The sequence below is a fragment of the Pseudomonas sp. GW821-FHT03E01 genome (assembly GCF_059420765.1).
The window spans coordinates 239,541-262,842 of sequence record NZ_JBWKUI010000004.1; the positions used below are offsets into that span (position 1 = coordinate 239,541).

The following is a 23,302-nucleotide window of genomic DNA, read 5'->3' on the forward strand; positions in this document are numbered from 1 at the left end:
AGGCTGCGCCATTCCCAGCAGGGATCGATGTTCATTCGCGATATTGCGACGAACGCTCTCGATGTTGAAGCTGGCGCAGCCTGCGATCTTTTGCTTCTAAAGTTTGTCAGCCACCTGCGGCACCTGAGGCAACGCCGCCCCTTTAGGCCAGAGCATCCAGATCTGCCCCTGCTGTTTCATGTCGCCGGCCAATTGCCCGGCGGCTTCGCCCGTGCCCCAGAACAGGTCTGCGCGGACCTCGCCGGCAATCGCGCCGCCGGTATCTTGAGCGGCCACCGGACGCACCAGTGCGCTGCCGTCCGGTCGCGTCGTCGATAACCACAACAGGCTACCGAGCGGAATCACCTTGCGATCCACTGCCGCGCTATAACCTGCGGTCAATGGCACATTCAGCGAACCGCGCGGCCCTTCGTTGCTGTCCGGGTTGCGATTGAAGAACACGTAGCTGGGGTTGCTGCCGAGCAGTTCGGGAATGCGCGTCGGATTGGCCTTGGCCCAGTTATCGATGGCGCTCATGGTTACCTCTTCTTTCTTCAGCTCGCCCTGATCCACCAGCCAGCGGCCGATAGGTCGATAGGGGTGGCCGTTCTGGTCGGCATAACCAATGCGCAATTGACGGCCATCATCGAGCTGGATGCGCCCCGAACCCTGGATTTGCAGGAACTGCAGGTTCATCGGGTCGGTCAGCCAGGCAATCACTGGCGCCTTCACGCCATTGGTTTCAATGGTTGCCGCATCGTCATAAGGCTTGAGCACGCGACCTTCGAGTCGTCCGCGCAGGCGTTTGCCTTTGAGTTCCGGGTAAATGCTGTCCAGCGAGACGATGATCATGTCCTCGGGCACGCCGTACACCGGGATGTTCGCTTGCTCGGTCTGGGTCAGGCTGCCGGGATACACCGGTTCGTAGTAACCGGTGATCAGGCCGTTGGGGTTGTCATTGGCGGCGCGCAAGCCGTAAACATCGAGGTTTTGCTTGAGGAAGCCGCGGATTTCGCTGGCGGTTGGCTGAACATTGGCGGAAGCGGCGCAGGTGCCACCCCAGACCGGGTCGGCCTTGAGTCGGGTGCAGGCGCTGCGCCACGAGCCAAAACCGGCGACGAGGTCATTGTCGGACACCGCTGGAAGGGCTTCCCAGGTAGCGCTGGAGTAGGTCGCCAGTGCGTGGGTTTTCGGTTTGCTACTGTCGCCACCGGTGCAGCCAGCAAGTATGGCCACCATCGGAAGGGTCCAGGCCAGGTTGTGACGCCACGCCTTGAAACGGCTGTTCATGGAGTAATTCCTTTGCCGGTTGCCTGAGTGCTCCATGCGCTCAAACAACCCGTATTGATAATAGGGCTATTGGTCTTTGCCGGTGACGCGAGGATACTGGCTGCCGTTTCCAGTGATCTGAAGCCACCATGACTCTTAAAAGACTCTCTGTTGTATTGCTGGCCTGCCTGACCTTGTCCGCCTGCGGCGGTGTCGACCCGAACTCGCCTCTGGGCCAGCGCAAGGCGATCTTCAAGCAAATGCTCAAGACCGGCGAAGACCTGGGTGGCATGTTGCGTGGGCGTATTCCGTTCGATGGCCCGAAATTCGCCGACGGTGCCGTGAAGCTCGACGCGTTGTCCCATGAGCCGTGGAAACATTTCCCGCAGGTGCGCGAAGCAGATCACACCAGCGCCAAGGACGATGTCTGGCAGAAGCAGGCACGCTTCCAGGAAATGGCCCGCACCCTTGAAGGCGCCACCGGTGAACTGGTGATCGCCAGCCAGGTTCAACCCTACAAGGCCAGCAACCTGGGGCCGGCGGTGCAGAAAGTCGAAGACGCCTGTAGTGCCTGCCATAAAGAGTTTCGGGATCATTGAGGTGGCGTGTTCAAACCGGATTACTTATCCAGCTCGTCGAGCGCGTCCTGTAAATCCTTGCGCGATTGAGCCAGTTTGTCTTTGCGTTTGTTGATCTTCTCGGCGTCGCCTTTTTTCATCGCCTTGTCGAGGTCGGCCTGACGCCGGCTGACTTCGTGCTTGGCGTCGAGCACCTTGTTTTCCCGTTCCTTCTTCAAGGAAGCGTCGGTGCAATGGGCGGTGACCTCGCTCAGGGCGGTTTCCAGGCCTGCCTGTTGATCGGCGTTGCCGTGAGATTTGGCCAGTTCGATCTGGTTGATGATGCCTTGTTTTTTGGCGGCGCAGCCGGTCAGGCCCGGGGCGTCTTCGTCGGCCATTAATGGAGCGGCCATCACGCTGCACAGGGTCAACAAGGCGAGCGGTGAAAGAAGTTTCATAAAGGCTCCAGGTGAAAAAATCGATGTAGCGATGGGCTGTTTGAGCGCATCGGTACCTATGGGTTCCCAGGCTGACGGGCGTCGCCGGCTGCTAAAAACCGTCAATCCCGGCAACACGTAATGTCTCGCTCAAGGCCAGGACCTGCGGGTCGCGGAAAAATGCGCTCAGTTGCGCCGCGCGTCCCGGGCCGATGCCGGTTTCGGCCTGCCATTGTTCGGTGTTTCGTTGCGCCAGCACCTGCCATGAATCGGCGAGATGTGCCTGGCCGGTCGGCGGCAAGCCCAGGGCTTTGAGCCAGCGAGCGAACGGTCGTTGCCGGGCGCTGTTGAAACTGTTCAAAAGACGAGCACTGCTGCGTTCGCCGAAGCCGTCAATGTTAGCAAGCTCTTGCTCATCGAGGGTCAACCAATCGAGCAGGTTGTCGAGACGTTCGGCCTTGAGCAGTTTCTCCCAGGTGCCCGGCCCGACATGCGGCAAGGCCAGCCCCTGTTTGCCGCTGAGCCAGGCCAGCCGTGCGAGAAACTGGCTTTCGCATCCGGGTGTCGGCTGCCAGCAACTCAACGGATGAAAATCTGCTGCCAGCGGTGCGTTCAATTCAGGACGTTCGGTGCTGCGCAATACCACACCGTCGAGCCTGGGGATGGTCAGCCCGGCCAGGCTGATGGCGACCTGATCGCCGGGACGAATGTCCAGCGCTTCCCAGCGCTGCAGGGAGCTGACGCTGACACGCTTGATCTGCCGGTCATCGAGCATCACCGGTGCCAGATCCAGCACCGGTGTGATCCGGCCGGTCCGTCCAATCTTGAAGTGGACCTTGCGCACCTCGGCCAACGCCTGGGCGAAGGGGTACTTCCAGGCGACACTCCAGAAAGGCGTTTTCGCCTGCCAGCGCTCGGCGGGTGGGCGCTGGTTCTGTCGTAAAACGACGCCGTCGCTGGCAAAGGGCAGGGGCGAGCGATACCAGTAATCGCGCCAGCGTTCGGCGTCGGCGAAGGCCTCGATCGGCTGGCTGTAGGGCGCGGTGCTCGGGAATCCCAGCTCATCCAGAGCCGCCACGCGGGCGGGCAGGCTTTTCGGGCCTTGTGGCCAGTCCCAGACGAACACGCCGATACCGGCGGCTTGCTCGGGGTTCAGCGTCTTGCGTGCCATTAACCCGGCCACCGTGGCGCGGGCATTGAGGCTGCCGGCCTCGGCTTGCACGTGTTCGGTCAGGCGCCAATAGAGTTCGCCTTGCAACAGCAGGTCGAGCGGTTGTGGAAGTTTTTGAGGGATGGCGGCGATCTGGCGCGCTGAGGCAGTCCAGTCGTGGCCGGTTATCCCGTCACCACGACTGATCGCCTGGTGCAGCCAGCCGTTGCGATAGATCAACGTCACAGCCACACCGTCGACCTTGGGTTGAATCCAGACCTCATCCCGATTTTTCAGCCAGGCTTCGACGGCGCGCCCATCGCGCAGTTTTTCCAGGCCGGTGTGGGCGATGGGGTGAGCAATCGTGCCACGGGCAGTGCGCAACGGTTCGGCTGAAGGGCCTGAGTCAAAACACTCGCGCCATTCGCTTAGTCGTATGCGGGATTGATCATAGAGTTCATCGGCGACCAAAGAGCGTCCTTCGCGATGATAGCTGTCGTCCCAGAGGTCGATTCGCTTTTGCAGTGCGTTGATTTCGTCCAGAGCGCGGGCCGGCGGCCAATCGGGGCAGTCGGCGGCATTGGCGGTCAGGCAGGTGAGGGTCAGCAGGAAACCGAAAAACAGGCGCAGGTTGGGCAGCATCGAGAGCGTCCTTGCTCGTTGGGATGCTTTCAAGGCTAGTCAGGTTTCGAGTGTGGAGTGCAGAGGTGTAATTCTGCGTGTTTCGAGGTGGGATCTTCTTCATGAAAAAGCCCCGCACGGCGAACCGTGCGGGGCTTTTTGTACAACCGGAGAAGTCTTACAGGCCGGCAGCAGAACGCAGAGCGTCGGCGCGGTCGGTTTTTTCCCAGGTGAACGTGGTGAACGTATCGTCGCCCACGGTTTTGGTTTCCGGGGTGCGACCGAAGTGGCCGTACGCCGCGGTGTCCTGGTACATCGGGTGCAGCAGGTCGAGCATGGTGGTGATCGCGTATGGACGCAGGTCGAACACTTCGCGGACCAGTTTGACGATCTTGTCGTCGCTGATCTTGCCGGTGCCGAAGGTGTTCAACGAAATCGAAGTTGGTTGAGCGACGCCGATTGCGTAGGAAACCTGAATCTCGCAACGCTCGGCCAGGCCGGCAGCCACGATGTTCTTGGCCACATAACGACCGGCGTAGGCCGCCGAACGGTCAACCTTCGATGGATCTTTACCGGAGAACGCGCCGCCGCCGTGACGGGCCATGCCGCCGTAGCTGTCAACGATGATCTTGCGACCGGTCAGGCCGCAGTCGCCCACCGGGCCGCCAATGATGAACTGGCCAGTCGGGTTGATGTGGAACTGGGTGTCCTTGGACAGCAGTTCGGCAGGCAGCACGTGCTTGACGATCAGTTCCATCACGCCTTCGCGCAGGTCTTTGTAGGACACTTCCGGGTTGTGCTGGGTCGACAGTACAACGGCGTCGATACCGACAACCTTGCCGTTTTCGTAGCGGCAGGTCACTTGCGACTTGGCGTCTGGACGCAACCAAGGCAGCAGGCCGGACTTGCGGGCTTCGGCCTGGCGCTGAACCAGTTGGTGCGAGAAGGTGATCGGTGCTGGCATCAGCACGTCGGTTTCGTTGCTGGCATAGCCGAACATCAGGCCCTGGTCGCCGGCGCCCTGGTCTTCAGGCTTGGCACGGTCAACACCCTGGTTGATGTCGGGGGACTGCTTGCCGATGATGTTCATCACGCCGCAGGTCGCGCCGTCGAAGCCGACATTGGAGCTGTTGTAGCCGATGTCGAGAATCACGTTACGGACGATGTCTTCCAGATCGACCCAGGCCGACGTGGTGACTTCACCTGCGATGATTGCCACGCCGGTTTTCACCAGAGTCTCGCACGCCACGCGGGCGAACTTGTCTTCAGCAATGATGGCGTCCAGCACCGCATCGGAAATCTGGTCGGCGATTTTGTCCGGATGCCCTTCAGACACGGACTCGGAGGTGAAGAGGGAGTATTCGCTCATCTCGATTTTTTCCTGAATTTACCGATGGTGAGTGTCGCCAGCCGGTCGCTGAAAATGGCGGACCTGTATCTGGAAACCATTACGTAAGCCTACATAGAGGCTTTCCCCGGGAACGAGTCCCGCAGCGGTGGCCCAACGGGCCAGATCGTCCTGTTCAAACCCCAACCAGAGATCACCGCAGGCCTCCCTGGCCCAACTCTGGTTGTGGCTACATAACTCTGTCACTAACAGGCTACCGCCTGGTTGCAGCAAACCGGCCATGTGCTTGAGCGCTTCGGCCGGCGCGGCAAAATGGTGCAGCACCATGTTCAATACAACGCAGTCGGCCTGAAGGTTTACACCGTTCAATGCATCGGCCAATTGCAGGCTGACGTTAGCCAGCGTTTCACGTTCGCAGACCTGGCGGGCCAGTTCGAGCATCGCCGGGCTGTTGTCCAGCGCCGTGACCTGAGTGAAGCGACGCGCCAGCTCCGGCAGAAAGGCACCATCGCCGGGGCCTACTTCGATGGCCGTGGCGCCGGGGCCGAAACTCAGCTTGTCGAGCAGGGCCACCACGCTTTCGCGGTATTGCGGCAGGCCGGCGATCAAGTCTTGCTGGGCGCGAAACTTCTCCGCGACCCGCGAGAAAAAGTCCTGGCTGGCCGCCTCACGTTGCCCGTGGACCTGACCGATCCGCGCCTGGACGTCAGTCGGCAGGGTCAGGTTATCCACTTCTTCGAGCAGCGCGGCATGCAGCTTGCCGCCCAGCAGATCGGTGTGGGGCAGGGCACGACGGTAGAAAATCGCATTGCCTTCACGGCGGGTCGCCACCAGTTCGGCCTGGGCCAATACCTTGAGGTGATGACTCATGCCGGACTGACCGATGCCGAAGATCTGCGCTAGTTCCAGTACGCCGAACGAATCGTTGGCCAGCGCGCGCAATACATTCAGCCGCAGAGGATCGCCGCCGGCCTTGCACAGGGCCGCCAGCTCATCGCAATCGTCATGTTGAATGGAAGGCACGCGCAGATTCATAAGGCCAGCAGTCTAGTGACGGTAAGAAAACACCGCAAGAGCAATATCAAAAAGTTTTGATATTGGTCGATAGATGGCACTTCTTAACGTTAGTTTCAGTCCACAAACCAACAGCGGAAAGGTTTCATCAGTCGAATACGCCGTTATCCATTGGAAAAACGCCTTCGGATGACTATCTGTCATTGCCCCGAGGCGGGTCGGTGAGGGAAAATGCTCGCCTTTTTTCCGTTTCGTTTTATTCACTCTCGATTCAATATCCGCAGGAGATCAGCGATGCCCAGCCGTCGTGAGCGCGCCAACGCCATTCGTGCCCTCAGCATGGATGCCGTGCAAAAAGCCAACAGCGGCCATCCCGGTGCCCCTATGGGTATGGCGGATATCGCCGAAGTACTTTGGCGTGACTACCTGAAGCACAACCCGAGCAATCCATCGTTCGCCGACCGTGACCGCTTCGTGCTGTCCAACGGTCACGGCTCGATGTTGATCTACTCGCTGCTGCACCTGACCGGCTACGACCTGTCGATCGATGACCTGAAAAACTTCCGCCAGCTGCACAGCCGTACCCCGGGTCACCCGGAATATGGCTACACCCCGGGCGTTGAAACCACCACCGGTCCACTGGGCCAAGGCCTGGCCAACGCAGTCGGTTTCGCCCTGGCGGAAAAAGTCCTGGCGGCGCAGTTCAATCGTCCTGGCCATAACGTCGTCGATCACCACACCTACGTATTCCTGGGTGATGGCTGCATGATGGAAGGCATTTCCCACGAAGTCAGTTCCCTGGCCGGTACGCTGGGCCTGGGCAAACTGATCGCCTTCTACGATGACAATGGCATCTCCATCGACGGTGAAGTCGAAGGCTGGTTCACCGACGACACGCCGAAGCGTTTCGAATCCTACAACTGGCAAGTGATCCGCAATGTCGACGGTCACGATCCGGAAGAAATCAAGATCGCGATCGAAACCGCGCGCAAAAGCGCACAACCGACGCTGATCTGCTGCAAGACCACCATCGGCTTCGGCTCGCCGAACAAGCAAGGCAAGGAAGATTGCCACGGCGCCCCGTTGGGTGACGCGGAAATCGCCCTGACCCGTGAAGCGCTGAAGTGGAACCACGGCCCGTTCGAAATTCCGGCTGATATCTATGCCGAGTGGGACGCCAAGGAAGCCGGTCGCGCTGCCGAAGCCGAGTGGGACCAGCGTTTCGCTGCTTACTCTGCTGAATTCCCTGAGCTGGCCAATGAACTGGTTCGTCGCCTGAGTGGTGACCTGCCGGAGGATTTCGCCGAGAAGGCCCAGGCCTACATCGCTGAAGTCGCGGCCAAAGGCGAATCCATCGCCAGCCGTAAAGCCAGCCAGAACGCCCTGAACGCCTTCGGCCCGCTGCTGCCTGAACTGCTCGGTGGTTCGGCTGACCTGGCCGGCTCCAACCTGACCCTGTGGAAAGGTTGCAAAGGCGTCACCGCCGAAGACGCCAGCGGCAACTACATGTACTACGGCGTTCGCGAGTTCGGCATGAGCGCGATCATGAACGGCGTGGCCCTGCACGGCGGCCTGGTGCCTTACGGCGCGACCTTCCTGATGTTCATGGAATACGCCCGCAACGCAGTGCGCATGTCGGCGCTGATGAAAAAACGCATCGTCTACGTGTTCACCCACGACTCTATCGGTCTGGGCGAAGACGGCCCGACTCACCAGCCGATCGAGCAACTGGCCAGCCTGCGCTGCACGCCGAACCTCGACACCTGGCGTCCGGCCGATGCCGTTGAATCGGCGGTGGCCTGGAAGTTCGCCCTGGAGCGTGACGACGGTCCTTCGGCACTGATCTTCTCCCGTCAGAACCTGCAACACCAAACCCGCAACGCGATCCAGATCGAAGAGATCGCCCGTGGCGGTTACGTGTTGAAGGACTGCGCAGGCGAGCCTGAGCTGATCCTGATCGCCACCGGTTCGGAAGTCGGCCTGGCCGTTCAAGCCTTCGACAAACTGACTGAGCAAGGCCGCAAGGTTCGTGTGGTGTCGATGCCATGCACCAGCGTCTTCGAAGCCCAGGACGCCGGCTACAAGCAATCGGTTCTGCCATTGCAGGTCAGCGCGCGTATTGCCATCGAAGCCGCCCACGCGGACTACTGGTACAAGTACGTGGGCCTGGAAGGTCGCGTGATCGGCATGACCACCTACGGCGAGTCGGCGCCTGCGCCGGCCTTGTTCGAAGAGTTCGGCTTCACCCTGGAAAACATCCTGGGTCAGGCTGAAGAGCTGCTGGAAGACTAAGGCACGCCGCGGTGGTTTTATGGCCACCGCGTTCCCTGTGTAGGAGCTGCCGCAGGCTGCGATCTTTTGATCTTAAAAGATCGCAGCCTCGTTTCACTCGACAGCTCCTACAGGGATTTGTGTTGTTAGCAAGAATTCGTCTGCCGCGACTATCGAGAACCCCATGCCTCAACCGCGTCCTTACAAAGTTGCACTCAACGGCTACGGCCGGATTGGTCGTTGTGTCTTGCGTGCGTTGTTTGAGCGAGGCTCGACGGCTGGGTTTGAAATTGTCGCGATCAACGATCTGGCCGACATGGCCAGCATCGAATACCTGACACGCTTCGACTCCACTCACGGGCGGTTTCCCGGTGAAGTGAGGGTTGAGGGCGATTGTCTGCATATTAAGGGCGACTGCGTGAAGGTCCTGCGCAGTGCCACCCCCGAAGGCATCGATTGGGCGTCGTTGGGCGTCGATCTGGTGCTGGAGTGCTCCGGCGCTTATCACACCCGTCAGGATGGCCAGCGTTTTCTCGACGCCGGTGCGCCACGGGTGCTGTTTTCCCAGCCGATGGCCAGCGAGGCGGATGTCGACGCCACCATCGTCTACGGCGTGAACCAGGATTGCCTGACCGGTGACGAGCTGCTGGTGTCCAACGCGTCCTGCACCACCAACTGCGGCGTGCCGCTGTTGCGCCTGCTGGATCAGGCCATTGGTCTGGAATACGTGTCGATCACCACCATCCACTCGGCGATGAACGATCAGCCGGTGATCGACGCCTATCACCACGAAGACCTGCGCCGCACCCGTTCGGCGTTCCAGTCGGTGATTCCGGTGTCCACTGGTCTGGCGCGAGGCATTGAACGCTTGCTGCCGGAACTTGCCGGGCGAATTCAGGCCAAAGCCGTGCGGGTGCCGACGGTTAACGTGTCCTGCCTCGATATTACGATGCAGACCGTAAGCGATACCGACGCCACCGAGGTCAACCGGATTCTGCGCGAGGCCGCCACCCATGGCCCGCTCAAAGGCCTTCTGGCCTACACCGAGTTGCCTCACGCCAGTTGTGATTTCAATCATGACCCCCATTCGGCCATTGTCGATGCCAGTCAGACCCGCGTTTCCGGCCCACGGCTGGTGAACATCCTGGCCTGGTTCGACAACGAATGGGGTTTTGCCAATCGAATGCTGGACGTTGCAGAACACTATTTACAAGCAGTTGCTACTCCACAATCTGTCTTTCAAAAACCTGCTCTCTAAAACAGCTATCCAGGAATTGCGACCCATGACCGTGTTGAAGATGACCGACCTCGATCTGCAAGGTAAGCGCGTACTGATCCGCGAAGACCTCAACGTCCCAGTCAAGGACGGTGTTGTCACCAGCGATGCGCGTATCCTGGCTTCGCTGCCGACCATCAAGCTGGCCCTGGAAAAAGGCGCGGCAGTGATGGTCTGCTCGCACCTTGGCCGTCCGACCGAAGGCGAGTTCTCGGCCGAGAACAGCCTCAAGCCAGTGGCTGACTACCTGAGCAAGGCCCTGGGCCGTGAAGTGCCGCTGGTGTCCGATTACCTGGGCGGCGTCGACGTGAAAGCCGGCGACATCGTGTTGTTCGAAAACGTGCGCTTCAACAAGGGCGAGAAAAAGAACGCCGACGAACTGGCCAAGCAATACGCCGCCCTGTGCGACGTGTTCGTAATGGACGCTTTCGGCACCGCTCACCGTGCCGAGGGCTCGACCCATGGCGTGGCCAAATTCGCCAAAGTCGCCGCTGCTGGCCCGTTGCTCGCCGCCGAACTGGACGCACTGGGCAAGGCCCTGGGCTCCCCGGCCCAGCCAATGGCCGCCATTGTTGCCGGCTCCAAAGTGTCGACCAAACTCGACGTACTCAACAGCCTGAGCCAGATCTGCAACCAGCTGATCGTTGGTGGCGGCATCGCCAACACCTTCCTGGCCGCTGCCGGTCACCCGGTTGGCAAATCGCTGTACGAGCCGGACCTGCTGGACACTGCCCGTGAAATTGCGGCGAAAGTCAGCGTGCCATTGCCAGTGGACGTGGTGGTCGCCAAGGAATTCGCTGAAAGCGCGACCGCGACTGTCAAGCTGATCGCCGACGTGGCTGCAGACGACATGATCCTGGACATCGGTCCACAGACCGCGGCGAATTTCGCCGAGCTGCTGAAGTCGTCCAAGACCATCCTGTGGAACGGCCCGGTGGGCGTGTTCGAATTCGACCAGTTCGGTAACGGCACCAAAGTGCTGGCCCAGGCCATCGCGGAAAGCACGGCGTTCTCCATTGCCGGCGGTGGCGACACCCTGGCGGCCATCGATAAGTATGGCGTTGCCGAGCAAATCTCCTACATTTCTACCGGCGGCGGCGCGTTCCTCGAATTCGTCGAAGGCAAAGTGCTGCCGGCCGTTGAAGTCCTGGAAAGCCGGGCCAAGGCCTGAGGCCGCTCATTTGACCAGGCAAAGGAGTGTTCAGATGGTCAGGACATTAATGCTGTTGATCGCCGCGGGTATGCTGGCGGCTTGCGGGAGTAACCCGAAAGCCACGCCGGAGCCCGCGCCATCCGCGTCGGATAAAGGCTGCTACCAGGCTGACTGGCAAGCGGAAACCAACCCGGTGATCAACAAGCGGTCCGGGCCCGATGGCCTGGACAAATACGAGACACAGACCCCGACCAAGGAACATGGCTGCCCTTGACGGGTCTGACTCTTTAACTCAGGGCTGGCGGCGTGTGCTGTCAGTCGAGGAACACGGATGAAACGCTTTATTGCCGTTGCGGCAGTGGCATTGCTGGCAGGTTGTTCGAATTTCGAACTGTTCAAGCCTGCCGAATCAACGGGCAACTGGACCACCTGGACCTGCGACAGCCAGGCCAAAGTGCTCTGGCGCTACACTGATGTGAGCCGCAAGGCAGTCGATGTTCGTTTGGGCGGCGCCGATCAGGTCTACCGCCTGAAGCTTGAACCGGGCGCCGAAGGCTCGCTGTACAGCAACGACATGCTGGCGTTTCACATAAAGGGTGAGGAAGGCCTGGTGTACTGGGTCGCCACCAATGATTTGATTGGCCGCGGTTGTAAAGCGCAGTAACAACGCCGATCGCAGGACTATTGTTGTGGCGAGGGAGCTTGCTCCCGCTGGAGCGCGAAGCGGTCCCAAAGCCAGTCGATTTGGTGTTTCAGAAGGACCGAGTCGACGGGTTTACGACTGCTTCGCAGCCGAACGCGAGCAAGCTCGCTCGCCACAGGTTCTTCGTTACGCACAGGTTTTTGTTGTACCGAATTCGCAGCCCGGGCCAACCCCCGATCTGCAATAACTTGAATAGCCGCCGCCGCTACGGCAGGCTGGCACGATTAACGACCCTCAACCGGGAGAGACACACACAATGGCACTTATCAGCATGCGCCAGATGCTGGACCACGCAGCCGAGTTCGGCTACGGCGTTCCAGCCTTCAACGTCAACAACCTTGAGCAGATGCGCGCCATCATGGAAGCCGCTGACAAGACTGACTCCCCGGTGATCGTCCAGGCTTCGGCCGGTGCTCGCAAATACGCAGGCGCCCCGTTCCTGCGTCACCTGATCCTGGCGGCCATCGAAGAATTCCCGCACATCCCGGTGTGCATGCACCAGGACCACGGCACCAGCCCTGACGTCTGCCAGCGCTCCATTCAACTGGGCTTCAGCTCGGTCATGATGGACGGCTCCCTGGGCGAAGACGGCAAGACCCCGACCGACTACGAGTACAACGTTCGCGTTACCCAACAAACCGTGGCCATGGCTCACGCCTGCGGCGTATCGGTGGAAGGCGAGCTGGGCTGCCTGGGTTCGCTGGAAACCGGCATGGCTGGTGAAGAAGACGGCATCGGCGCCGAAGGCGTTCTGGATCACAGCCAAATGCTGACCGACCCGGAAGAAGCCGCGGACTTCGTCAAGAAGACCCAGGTCGACGCCCTGGCCATCGCCATCGGCACCAGCCACGGCGCCTACAAGTTCACCAAGCCACCTACCGGCGACGTGCTGGCCATCGACCGCATCAAGGAAATCCACAAACGCATCCCGAACACCCACCTGGTGATGCACGGTTCGTCTTCGGTTCCGCAAGAGTGGCTGGCGATCATCAACCAGTACGGCGGCGACATCAAAGAAACCTACGGCGTACCGGTTGAAGAAATCGTCGAAGGCATCAAGCACGGCGTGCGCAAGGTCAACATCGACACCGACCTGCGTTTGGCGTCCACCGGTGCGATGCGTCGCCTGATGGCCACCAACCCGAGCGAGTTCGACCCGCGTAAATTCTTCGGCGCGACTGTTACTGCGATGCGTGACGTGTGTATTGCGCGTTATGAGCAGTTTGGTACTGCCGGTAATGCTTCGAAGATCAAGCCGATTTCGTTGGAAGCGATGTTCCAGCGTTACCTGAAAGGCGAGTTGAACGCTAAGGTTAACTGAGCCTGAGCGTTAAGCTGCGTTGAATAAGAAACCCGCCGAGAGGCGGGTTTTTTATTGGAAGAAAGTTTGCTCGCCTTGCACCAACCGAGCCGCGATTACTCCTTCGGTTCGACGTGATCCAGCGCCAGATTCACCGCCAGTTCACCGAGCATGACCACTTGGGCAATGCCCAGCAGGGTCTTGCGATGTGAGGTTTCCAGCAGCGCGGCGAAATTATTGAGCATGAGGGTGGCCGAGCCGAGTGTTTCGCTGGCGTTGGCCAGCAGGGCTTCGGTGTTGTACTTCGGATTGGCGAGGTACATGGGCTCGGGTTCGTGGGTGGTGGCCATGATTTGGGCGGCGGGGTTGAGGTAGTGGTCGAGGGCGCGCTCGGCGGCTTCGTGGAGTTTTTTTGAATCGAGGGATTCGTAGGGGGATGCCGGGTCTGTGACCGGCGGATGCGGCGTTGATTTAGTCATTTGCTCGAAACCTGATTGGAGTGCCCCTCTCTGGCTACTAATCAAAGTGGAGGCAACTGTACGCAGGTTAGTAGACCGGGGTTTCGAGCAAGCCGGCGCACCCGAAGGTGCCCTGCGCACAGTTACCATCAAGCGCAGGAATCGAAATCCCTGACTGACAGATGCTTGTGCACCAAGCTCGAAACCACGGGCTACTAAACCCGATCACTGCGAATCAGTGACACGAATCAAGTTACCGATGGCCTCCCAGACGCACAAGCCGGCGGATTCTGGCGTACCCGTAGGCAGTGACGCAAGCCGATGTAGGCCTCATGAAGTAACGCTGCGTGTCTTTAAACGTTGGCGTTTAAGTGGGGGCTGATGCCGGTCAGTGAAGAGATGGAGTTGGACATAAAGAACCTGTGGCGAGGGAGCTTGCTCCCGCTGGGCCGCGAAGCGGCCCCCAAAAAGAGGGTCTGCTGCGCAGCCCAACGGGAGCAAGCTCCCTCGCCACAAAGGGTGGATTCCTGCGGTCTTTCAGGGATTACGTATTGTGATCGATATCCAGATGGCTGAACGTCACTTCCCCGCCTTCAGTGGTGTACCCGGTGTTGTCCTGCACATAAACCCCGGCCTTGAAATACAGCGGCTTATCACGCCACATCGTGCTGATGTCGGTGTCCCATTGGTACCCCGCTGCACTGATGCCTAATGCACCGCCCGGGCTGAGGTGGATGAGGTAGGAGAATTCCTGATTGAGTTTCACGCCGGTGGCGATGGTGATGACCCGGGCGGTGTCGTCGTCGGGGTGCATGCGGACTTTGGCGACGATGTTGCCGGTCGAGGTGGAGGTTTTGTATTGATACTCGACCTTCACCAAGGGCTTCTGGCTCTTATAGGCGTGAATCTGACCAATGACGATCTTGCCCGAACTGGGCACCTGGCTGACCGAGAGGGTGGCACGCAGGGTGTTGTCCGCGTCAGGGTAGTACCAGTTTTTCAGCGTGCCGTTGCTGTAGGTTTCGCGCAGTTCGGTGCGCGGGTAGATCGCGTTTTCGGTTTTGGAGCCGGTGACCGGGGACCAGAAAAATAAAGTGCCGGTGTCGGAGTGGAAGTATTGATCCTTGAAGCCGTCCACCAGCTTGGTGGTTTCGACAGTGTACGGCGGGCTGCCGACGGGAACACTGAGGTTCCAGGTTGCGAGATCGATCATAATTCAAGCTTCCACTTTTTTACTGCACGTGCGTGCCAGAAGCTCTAGCTCGCGCCTTCGGGTGGGTCTTTATAAGCGTAGAAGGCCTCTTTGTTAATGCCCTTCTGGCAGATGATTGGCGTCAACAACCTGTCGAAATGCCATCCTTCCCGGTTTATAAGGCCTGCAGGGCTGACCGTTAGTCGGCTATATGAAACTTTACCGAAGTGATGGGATACGAGCGGCTTCTGCTTTAAGGGATCCGGGTCTAGAGTGAAGTCGCAATAGGTGACCGGTTTTAACAAAAGGCCGGCCTGAGGCCCCGAAAAAGAGATGCAGCATGGAATGCGCACAATCTAAGCCAGCTGAAGGCAACTCAATCCTGTTAATTGTTGATGATTACCCTGAAAACCTGATCAGCATGCGCGCGTTGTTACAGCGCCAGGATTGGCAGGTCATGACCGCGGCTTCCGGTTTTGAAGCCCTTGGCCTGTTACTCGAACACGATGTCGACCTGGTGCTGCTGGATGTGCAGATGCCGGGCATGGACGGTTTTGAAGTGGCGCGCTTGATGCGCGGCAGCCAGCGAACCCGTCTTACGCCAATCATTTTTCTTACCGCCAACGAACAGTCCCAGGACGCCGTGATCAAGGGCTACGCCAGTGGCGCGGTGGATTACCTGTTCAAGCCGTTCGATCCGCAAATTCTCAAGCCTAAAGTCCAGGCGTTGCTCGAGCACCAGCGTAATCGCCGTGCCTTGCAGCGGTTGAGCCATGATCTGGAAGTCGCCCGGGCCTTCAATGCCTCGGTGCTGGATAACGCCGCCGAAGGCATTTTGGTGGTGAGTGAGGACGGGCTGATTCGCTTCGCCAACCCGGCGATGTCTCGCTTGCTCAATGCCACGGTGAACGACCTGCAAGGCAAGGAGTTTCTGGATTTCCTGCAAAAACCGCACATTCCGATCTGGGCCGATTCCGAGTTGTTTGCCGGTTACAAACGCGGTGAAACCCTGCGCTTGCACGATGCGCTGCTGCGTACCGCGCCCGGCCAGCAAGTGCCCGTGGCGTTGTCTTGCGCGCCTTTGCCCGCCGAACAACATGCGATGGTGGTGACGGTGCTGGACATGTCGGTGGTGCGCCATCTGCATCAGCAGTTGGAGTTCCAGGCGGTGACCGACCCGCTGACCGGGCTGCTCAATCGCCGGGGTTTCTACCAGACCGTTGAAAACCTGCTGCTGCGCGGCGAACGTTCCGACAGCACTTGGGTGCTGTTGTACCTGGACCTCGACGGCTTCAAGCGGGTCAATGATTCCCTCGGCCACGATGCCGGCGACCGGGTGCTGCGTTGGGTGTCCGAGCAGTTGAAGGCATGCCTGCGGCCCTTCGATATTCTGGCGCGGATGGGGGGCGATGAGTTCACTGCGTTGCTGGATCTTGAGCTCCCCGAGCAGGCGGCAAAGATTGCCGAGAAGCTCATCGAGCGGGTGTCGATCTGTCAGCAGATCGAAGGCATGGACATCGCCTTGGGTGCCAGCATCGGCATCGCCACTTATCCCGATTGCGGGTCTAATCTGGACGGGCTGATGCGCGCCTCCGACATTGCCATGTACGAAGCCAAGCGCGCCGGGCGTCAGCAATATCGCTTCTACGATCACGAAATGAACGGCCGGGCACGCTCGCGGCTGATGCTTGAAGAGAGCGTGCGCACGGCCATCGAGAACCGCGATTTCAACCTGGTGTATCAGCCCCAGGTGGCGATTGCCGATGGGCAGATCCGCGGGTTCGAAGCGTTGTTGCGCTGGCAGCATCCGAGTGTCGGCGATGTACCGCCGGGGCTGTTTTTGCCGTTGCTGGAAGAGGCGCGGTTGATCAGTCGCCTGGGTAGCTGGATTTATCATCGCGGGGCCAAACAGCGCAAAGCCTGGGAAACCTTGTTTGCCGAAGATCTGGTGCTGGGCGTCAGCTTGAGCAGCACCCAATTCGGGTTGCCCAACCTGGTCACCGAGCTGCGTCAGGTGCTGGAGCGCCATGGCCTGAAGCCGCAGCAGCTGGAAGTCGAGGTCACGGAAGAGGCCTTGATGTCTAACCCCGACGAGACCCGCAAACAACTGCGTTTGCTGCGCAATCTGGGGGTACGGGTGGCGCTGGATGACTTCGGCTCCGGGGCTTGTTCGCTGGCGCATTTGCGCGACCTGGAACTGGACACGCTCAAGCTCGACCGGCATTTGATCGCCCGGTTGCCAGGGTCCGAACGGGATGCGGCGCTGGCACGCAGTGTCATCGATTTGTGCAACCGGTTAGGGCTGTTGGTGATCGCCGAAGGGGTTGAAACGGTGGCGCAATATGAGTGGCTGCAAGCCAACGGTTGCCAGTATGTGCAGGGTTTCCTGGTGGCGCGGCCGTTGATGGCCGAGGATACCGGTCACTTTGTCGAGCCGTTCGACTGGGGCGCGCTGACGAGTTGAATTCGCTACACTGGCAACCTTTTCGTGATGCGTGTTGCCGCTCCAATGACTGTGTTGAAATACCTCCAGGCTTATCCTGCCGCGTTGCAGGACCAGGTGCGCCAACTGATCGCCGAAGGTCGGCTGGGCGATTACCTGAGCCAGCGCTATCCGGAAAAACACGGGGTGCAGAGCGACAAGGCGCTGTACGCCTATGCCCTGGACCTCAAGCAGGAATACCTGCGTAACGCCCCGGCCATCGACAAGGTGTTGTTCGACAACCGTCTGGACCTGACCCACCGCGCGCTCGGTCTGCACACCGCGATCTCACGGGTGCAGGGTGGCAAGCTCAAGGCCAAGAAAGAAATTCGCATCGCCTCGCTGTTCAAGGACGCGGCGCCGCAGTTTCTGAAGATGATCGTGGTGCATGAGCTGGCGCACTTCAAAGAGTCGGATCACAACAAGGCGTTCTACAAGCTGTGCGAGCACATGTTGCCGGGGTATCACCAGGTGGAGTTCGATTTGCGGGTATACCTGACGTGGCGGGATATGCACTGAACAAATCTGCTAATTAATCGGGAGCGCATGGATGGACGTGAGCAAGACCAAGAGCAGCTTCTACCGCCGATTGTACGTGGCGTACCTGATCGACAGTGGGCTGGCCAGTAACGTCCCTGCATTGACCGAGGTGACCGGCATGCCCCGACGCACGGCTCAGGACACCATCGCGGCGTTGGCGGATCTGGATATCGTTTGTGAATTCGAGCAGGAAGAAGGCGCACGTAACCACGCGGGGCGCTATCGGATTCGCGAGTGGGGGGCGATTGATCGGGGGTGGATCGAGCGTAATCTGCGGCAGATCAAAGCGGTGCTTGAATACCCCTGAATTCCCGACCCCGATCATTCCCACGCAGAGCGTGGGAACGCTCATAGGGGCCTCAGGAACGGCGCATCCCGATATGCGGAATCTGATCCTCGAGGTATTCCTCACCCACCACCACAAACCCGTACCGCCCGTAGTACCCCTGCAAATGCGCCTGGGCCGAGAGGTAGATCGGCACCTCGGGCCAGTGCTTCTCGGCCTGTTTCAACGCCTGGCTCATCAACTCATGCCCAAGCCCGGCACCGCGTGCCTGGGGTGCAATGATCACCCGGCCAATCACCACGTCGCCGCCCTGCAATTGCGGGTCGAGCAATCGCAGGTAGGCCACCAGCCGATCCCCGTCCCAGCCCATCAAATGGCAAGTGTCACCTTCCAGGTCCTGGCCATCGATGTCTTGATAAGCGCATTTCTGCTCGACGACAAACACTTCGGCGCGCAGTTGCAAAATGGCATACAGCTGCTCTTTACCCAGATCGCTGTGGTGTTTGCAGACCCAATCGATTGTCATCTTCACATTCCTTGAACAACGTTGTTCCGATACTAAGCGCCCTGAGGCGGGATGTCTTTATCGCAGGGAATCTGTGATAAAGACCAAAATGCCATCATTCATTTCTCGCGAAGTTGTCTTCTTTGTGTAATCTGCGATGAAGCGCTGTGCAATGGCCTCAATGAGCTAATGTTAGGACCTGGGTTCGCCGGTAGAGGAATCTTGGAGTTTTGGCTGAAAAACACGTCGGGCAGCCCGCCCGCTAAGGATTTCTGGCATGCCGCGGTTTCATCGAGCGTTTGCTTTGATCGGATTGCTGTTGCTGACACAGGCCGAGGCTGCGGAAAAGCTGCGTCTGGTCGCCGATGCCTGGCCACCCTTTACCGACGCCACGCTGGTCAATGGCGGTGTGGCCACGGACATCGTCAGCACCGCGCTGGCCCGGGCCGGTTACGCCAGCGATTTCGAACAAGTGCCGTGGGCCCGGGCCTTGTTTGGGGTGGGCGAGGGACGTTACGACGTACTGGTCAACACCTGGTACACCGACGAGCGCACGAAGCTGGGGCAATTTTCCGGCGAGTACCTGCTCAACCGCGTGCGCTTTCTCAAGCGCAAAGACACGCCAATCGAATACAACAACCTGCAACAACTGCACACCTACCCGATAGCGGTGGTACGCGGTTATGCCTATTCGCAGGAATTTGATGAGGATGTGTCGTTGCAGAAGGTCCCGGTGCATAACTTCGCCATGGCTGTGCGCATGGTCGCGGCCGATCGGGTCAAGCTGACTTTGGAAGACGAGTTCGTCGCCCGGTATTACCTGGCGCGGGAATCACCCAAAGTGCGCAATGCCGTGGAGTTCCTGCCCAAGCCGTTGAGCGAGAACAGTCTGCATATTCTGGTGAGCCTGAAGAACCCGGAGCATGAACAGATCGTCGCCGGTTTCGATCGCGAGATTGCGGCGATGAAGGCTGACGGGAGTTATGAGAAGTTGCTCAGGCAGCATGGGATGTGATCTGAAAGGCCTGCAGTGTCCGAGCTGAAGCCTTCGCGGGCAAGCCCGGTCGCTGCACATTTCAGGCTTCGTTAGTGTCCTTGATCAAATGCGCCGCCAACGTCCGCAACGGCCCCAGTTGCCGACAGATCAACGCCAGTTGTGTCTGTACCAGCCGCTGGCCTTCATCGATTTCATCCGGCATCTGCTCAAGCGCATTGGCCAGTGCTTCTTCCTCATCACTCTGAATCGCAATCGGCTGTTTGCTCGCCAGGCCCTGGGCAATGTCGTCGAGGCTGGCGGCCACGCTCACGCCCGCACCGTCGATCAGGTGCTCGCGCACATCCGACGGCAGTTGGGTTTCACGGTGTGCCCCAAGCCCCGACAAATAGCTGAGCAGGGTGTGCGACAGCACCAGGAATCGGAACCCGACATCGGCTTCCTTACGGAAGTGCCCCGGCTCCATCAGCATGTTGGCCAGTGTCGTCGACAACGCCGCGTCGGCGTTGTGCGCGTTACGTCGGGCCAGGCGGTAAGCCAGGTCGTCGCTTTTACCGGCGGCGTATTGCTGCATGATCTGGCGCAGGTAAATGCTGTTGCAGGTCAGGGTATTGGCCAGCACTTTGTTCAGGCGTCGGCCCTGCCAGTCCGGCAGGAACAGGAATACCGCCAGGCCGGCGATCAGGCTGCCGAGCAAGGTATCGAACAGTCGCGGCAGAAGCAGCCCGTAACCGTCGCCCACCTGGTTGAAGCAGAACAGCACCATGATCGTAATGGCGGCTGTCGCCAGGGTGTAGCGGGTGGTGCGGTTGGTAAAGAACACCACCCCGGCGACGATGGCGAAGCTCGACTGGATCAACGGGTTGGGGAACAGATCGAACAGCGCCCAGGCCACGGTCAGGCCGATGGCGGTGCCGATGATCCGTTGGCCCAGTTTGCGGCGGGTGGCGCCGTAGTTCGGCTGACAGACAAACAACGTGGTGAGGATGATCCAGTAACCTTGCGAGGGGTGGATCAAATGCACCATCGCGTAGCCGATGCTCAATGCCAGGGGCAGGCGCAGGGCGTGGCGGAATAGCAAGGACGTTGGCGTCAGCTGTGTGCGCAAGCGAATCCACACATCCTTGAGGCTGCGTGGCGAACGGTCGAGCAGGCTGCTGTCGGTGGCGTCTGCAAGCGCATCGGGGTTGCTGGCGTCGCTGAGCAAACGGTCGAGGGTGCCGAGGTTGGCGGCCAATGCCCGCAACGAGCGCAACAGACCGCGCCAGGCCGGATTGCTCTGGATGCGCAGGTGTTCGAGGGAGGCGTGCAGGTCGCTCAAGGCTTCGGCGAAGCTGGCGTCATAGATGAACGGCTGGCGCATCTGGATCGATTCGGCCAGCGCGCGGCACACCTTGCCTTGTTGGCGCAGCAGGCGCTGACAGCGGAACAGTACGTCGCTGTGGAAGAACGCCTCGGCCAGCGCGTTGTAAGGGTAGTGCGAGGAGCTGGCGCGCTCGTGGATGTCCTGGGCGAGGAAGTACAGCTTCAGGTAACGGCTGAGTTTCGCCCCCGGCCGGCCATCGCCGACCCGGTGCAGAATGATTTCCTTGGCGGCGTTCAGGGCTGCCACCACCCGACCGTTCTGCTGGGCCAGTTCCAGGCGGCGCGCTTCCACGTCCAACTGCCGGATCGGTTCGAACAACGACGATTTCAGTTTCAGGTAATAACCCAGTTCACGGAACAACCGCGCCAGGCTCTGTTGCACCGGCTGGTTAGAAAACAGCACCTGCCACAACACCGAGAGCAAGCCATACCACGCCGCACCCGCCACCAGCAGTACCGGCTCGTGCCAGAAATCAGTGACTGCGCCGCCGCGCTGGTCCACGCCGATCATGGTGTAGACCGACAGAATCAGCGTCGCTGACGCAATCGCGCCATAACGCTCGCCCAGCGCGCCGAGCATGGTCAGGCAGAAGCTGGCCAGGGCAAAGGCGATGATAAAGAGGATGGGGTAGGGGAAGAGCAGTTCGACGGACAGGGCGGCGACCATAAAACACACCAGCGTCACGGCCAGTGCGTTGAGGCGGCCCTGCCAACTGTCGTCGGTTTCGGCCAGGGCGCTGGCGATGATCCCCAGGAACAACGGGATCAGCAGCCCCATTTGATCCTGAGACCAACACAGCGCCATGGTGCCGGTCAGGGCGATGAATACCCGAACGCTGTAACTGAATTTATCCAGCGCCCAGAGGCGACGCAGAGACTGCCGAAATGTGGTCGATGACATGAAGTGCGAAGGCCTTCCGAGGCAATGACGCTAAATTGAGCCACTAATGACGCCGACGCAATGGCGCCGATCACATCAGACAGCAAAATCTGTTCCTTCCTCGTTCTGTGTTGCCTGTCAGGACGTCTTCGCGGGCAAGCCTCGCTCCTACAGGGATTTAGGTGACCCTTGTAGGAGCGAGGCTTGCCCGCGAAGAACGATAACGCGATCGGTCAGACGTATTGCGCCGCCGCGTAACCGGAGGCCCAGGCCCATTGGAAGTTGAAACCACCCAGATGCCCGGTGACGTCGAGCACTTCACCGACGAAGTACAGGCCAGGGCTTTTCAGCGATTCCATGGTCTTGGACGACACCTCGCGCGTGTCGACGCCACCCAGGGTCACTTCGGCCGTGCGGTAGCCCTCGGTGCCGGCCGGCACGACTTTCCAGCTCGCCAGTTTTTCAGCGATGTCTGCAATTTCTGCGTGGGTGTATTGCTTCATCGGTTTGGAGACGAACCAGTTGTCTGCCAGCAAGTTGGCCATCTTTTTGGTGAAGATTTCACCGAGCAGGGTTTTCAGCTCACTGTTGGGGCGTTCGACTTGCTGCTGTTGCAGCCAGCTCGGTACGTCGTGATCCGGCATCAGGTTGATCTCTACCGTGTCGCCGGATTCCCAGAACGAAGAAATCTGCAAAATCGCCGGGCCGCTGAGACCGCGGTGGGTGAACAGGATGTTCTCGCGGAAACTCTGGTCGTTGCAGCTCACCAGGCAATCCACCGACGTACCGGACAGCTCGGTGCACAGCTCCTTGAGCTGATCGGTGATGGTGAACGGTACAAGACCGGCGCGGGTCGGCAGCAGGTCGTGGCCGAACTGCTTGGCCACCTGATAGCCGAAACCGGTGGCGCCGAGGGTCGGAATCGACAGGCCGCCAGTGGCGATCACCAAGGATTGGCAAGTGATCTGGTCCAGCGTGGTATCCAGCAGATAACCGCTTTCGAGCTTCTCGATGGTCTGGATCGAGGTGTCCAGGTGCAGGCTGACGCCAACCTGATTGCACTCGTCGAGCAGCATGTCGAGGATGTCGCTGGATTTGTTATCGCAGAACAACTGGCCGAGTTTCTTCTCGTGGTACGGCACGCCGTGTTTGGCCACCAGACCGATGAAGTCCCACTGGGTGTAACGTGCCAACGCAGATTTGCAGAAATGTGCGTTCTGCGAGAGGAAATTGCTCGGCTCGGTGTACATGTTGGTGAAATTGCAGCGGCCACCGCCCGACATCAGGATTTTCTTGCCGGCCTTGTTGGCATGGTCAAGCAACATCACCTTGCGCCCGCGCCCGGCGGCGGTCAGCGCACACATCAACCCTGCGGCGCCAGCGCCAATGATCACGACTTCGGTAGAGCGCAAAACGGTGTCCTCACATAAATCTCAGAGCTAACGGCGATCCCGTAGGAGCGAGGCTTGCCCGCGAAGAACGATAACGCGTTGCATCAGGTGTACCGAGTTTTCGTTCTTCG

General features: G+C 59.7%; 21 protein-coding genes. 11 read left to right on the plus strand and 10 right to left on the minus strand.

Annotated elements, in window-relative coordinates:
- Positions 1-96: 96 nt before the first annotated feature.
- Positions 97-1,269, minus strand: coding sequence for a murein transglycosylase A (mltA, locus tag AC07VO_RS08935; protein WP_086944419.1), 1,173 nt, complete (start codon positions 1,267-1,269; stop codon positions 97-99).
- Positions 1,270-1,397: 128 nt separating this feature from the next.
- Between mltA and AC07VO_RS08940 the strand changes: the two genes are divergently transcribed.
- Positions 1,398-1,847 carry a c-type cytochrome gene (locus AC07VO_RS08940; RefSeq protein WP_086944420.1) on the plus strand — a complete coding sequence of 150 codons (450 nt, stop codon included), beginning with the start codon at positions 1,398-1,400 and terminating at the stop codon, positions 1,845-1,847.
- Positions 1,848-1,867: 20 nt separating this feature from the next.
- Here AC07VO_RS08940 and AC07VO_RS08945 read toward each other — a convergent pair whose 3' ends face one another.
- The 4 genes from AC07VO_RS08945 to AC07VO_RS08960 all read right to left on the minus strand — a co-directional run bounded on the left by AC07VO_RS08945 (position 1,868) and on the right by AC07VO_RS08960 (position 6,396).
- Positions 1,868-2,263 carry a DUF1090 domain-containing protein gene (locus AC07VO_RS08945; RefSeq protein ID WP_018928748.1) on the minus strand — a complete coding sequence of 132 codons (396 nt, stop codon included), beginning with the start codon at positions 2,261-2,263 and terminating at the stop codon, positions 1,868-1,870.
- 91 nt (positions 2,264-2,354) lie between these two features.
- Complete coding sequence (gene ligB, locus AC07VO_RS08950; RefSeq protein WP_086944421.1) at positions 2,355-4,034, minus strand: NAD-dependent DNA ligase LigB; 1,680 nt, start codon at positions 4,032-4,034, stop codon at positions 2,355-2,357.
- A gap of 157 nt (positions 4,035-4,191) precedes the next feature.
- Positions 4,192-5,382, minus strand: a complete 1,191-nt coding sequence (gene metK, locus AC07VO_RS08955) for a methionine adenosyltransferase (RefSeq protein WP_007937912.1) — start codon at positions 5,380-5,382, stop codon at positions 4,192-4,194.
- Between the two features lie 18 nt (positions 5,383-5,400).
- Positions 5,401-6,396, minus strand: a complete 996-nt coding sequence (locus tag AC07VO_RS08960; protein WP_064620901.1) for an ArsR/SmtB family transcription factor — start codon at positions 6,394-6,396, stop codon at positions 5,401-5,403.
- A 273-nt stretch (positions 6,397-6,669) separates the two neighbouring features.
- Between AC07VO_RS08960 and tkt the strand changes: the two genes are divergently transcribed.
- The 6 genes from tkt (at position 6,670) to fba (ending at position 13,099) form a co-directional block, all read left to right on the plus strand.
- Positions 6,670-8,667: a transketolase gene (gene tkt, locus AC07VO_RS08965; protein ID WP_086944422.1), complete on the plus strand. Its 1,998-nt coding sequence runs from the start codon at positions 6,670-6,672 to the stop codon at positions 8,665-8,667.
- 163 nt (positions 8,668-8,830) lie between these two features.
- Positions 8,831-9,904: an erythrose-4-phosphate dehydrogenase gene (epd, locus tag AC07VO_RS08970; protein ID WP_086944423.1), complete on the plus strand. Its 1,074-nt coding sequence runs from the start codon at positions 8,831-8,833 to the stop codon at positions 9,902-9,904.
- Positions 9,905-9,929: 25 nt separating this feature from the next.
- Positions 9,930-11,093, plus strand: a complete 1,164-nt coding sequence (locus tag AC07VO_RS08975; RefSeq protein ID WP_086944424.1) for a phosphoglycerate kinase — start codon at positions 9,930-9,932, stop codon at positions 11,091-11,093.
- A 34-nt stretch (positions 11,094-11,127) separates the two neighbouring features.
- Positions 11,128-11,349, plus strand: coding sequence for a hypothetical protein (locus tag AC07VO_RS08980; protein WP_064620894.1), 222 nt, complete (start codon positions 11,128-11,130; stop codon positions 11,347-11,349).
- Between the two features lie 57 nt (positions 11,350-11,406).
- Complete coding sequence (locus AC07VO_RS08985) at positions 11,407-11,739, plus strand: MliC family protein (RefSeq protein ID WP_086944425.1); 333 nt, start codon at positions 11,407-11,409, stop codon at positions 11,737-11,739.
- A gap of 295 nt (positions 11,740-12,034) precedes the next feature.
- Positions 12,035-13,099 carry a class II fructose-bisphosphate aldolase gene (fba, locus tag AC07VO_RS08990; protein WP_018928755.1) on the plus strand — a complete coding sequence of 355 codons (1,065 nt, stop codon included), beginning with the start codon at positions 12,035-12,037 and terminating at the stop codon, positions 13,097-13,099.
- 95 nt (positions 13,100-13,194) lie between these two features.
- Here the strand turns inward: fba and AC07VO_RS08995 are convergent, their stop codons facing one another.
- Entirely contained in the window at positions 13,195-13,557 is a 363-nt protein-coding gene (locus AC07VO_RS08995; protein WP_086944426.1) for a DUF6124 family protein, read from the minus strand.
- A 523-nt stretch (positions 13,558-14,080) separates the two neighbouring features.
- Positions 14,081-14,749, minus strand: coding sequence for a polysaccharide lyase family 7 protein (locus AC07VO_RS09000; RefSeq protein ID WP_018928757.1), 669 nt, complete (start codon positions 14,747-14,749; stop codon positions 14,081-14,083).
- A 319-nt stretch (positions 14,750-15,068) separates the two neighbouring features.
- Between AC07VO_RS09000 and AC07VO_RS09005 the strand changes: the two genes are divergently transcribed.
- From AC07VO_RS09005 to AC07VO_RS09015, 3 genes are read left to right on the plus strand one after another with little or no spacing between them, the layout of a single operon-like run.
- Positions 15,069-17,192, plus strand: a complete 2,124-nt coding sequence (locus tag AC07VO_RS09005) for a putative bifunctional diguanylate cyclase/phosphodiesterase (RefSeq protein WP_018928758.1) — start codon at positions 15,069-15,071, stop codon at positions 17,190-17,192.
- 45 nt (positions 17,193-17,237) lie between these two features.
- Positions 17,238-17,729, plus strand: a complete 492-nt coding sequence (locus AC07VO_RS09010; RefSeq protein ID WP_007937938.1) for a M48 metallopeptidase family protein — start codon at positions 17,238-17,240, stop codon at positions 17,727-17,729.
- A 31-nt stretch (positions 17,730-17,760) separates the two neighbouring features.
- Entirely contained in the window at positions 17,761-18,057 is a 297-nt protein-coding gene (locus AC07VO_RS09015; RefSeq protein ID WP_007937940.1) for a winged helix-turn-helix domain-containing protein, read from the plus strand.
- A 52-nt stretch (positions 18,058-18,109) separates the two neighbouring features.
- On the opposite strand, the gene AC07VO_RS09020 is transcribed toward AC07VO_RS09015, so the two are convergent.
- Positions 18,110-18,562, minus strand: a complete 453-nt coding sequence (locus tag AC07VO_RS09020) for a GNAT family N-acetyltransferase (RefSeq protein ID WP_086944427.1) — start codon at positions 18,560-18,562, stop codon at positions 18,110-18,112.
- 256 nt (positions 18,563-18,818) lie between these two features.
- On the opposite strand from AC07VO_RS09020, the gene AC07VO_RS09025 reads away from it, so the two are divergent.
- On the plus strand, positions 18,819-19,556 hold the full coding sequence (locus AC07VO_RS09025; protein ID WP_018928760.1) for a substrate-binding periplasmic protein: 738 nt from the start codon (positions 18,819-18,821) through the stop codon (positions 19,554-19,556).
- A gap of 61 nt (positions 19,557-19,617) precedes the next feature.
- On the opposite strand, the gene yccS is transcribed toward AC07VO_RS09025, so the two are convergent.
- The gene (gene yccS, locus AC07VO_RS09030) at positions 19,618-21,801 is read right to left on the minus strand and encodes a YccS family putative transporter (RefSeq protein ID WP_086944428.1); all 2,184 of its coding nucleotides are present in this window, start codon (positions 21,799-21,801) and stop codon (positions 19,618-19,620) included.
- A gap of 212 nt (positions 21,802-22,013) precedes the next feature.
- Positions 22,014-23,192, minus strand: coding sequence for a BaiN/RdsA family NAD(P)/FAD-dependent oxidoreductase (locus AC07VO_RS09035; protein WP_018928762.1), 1,179 nt, complete (start codon positions 23,190-23,192; stop codon positions 22,014-22,016).
- Positions 23,193-23,302: the final 110 nt, after the last annotated feature.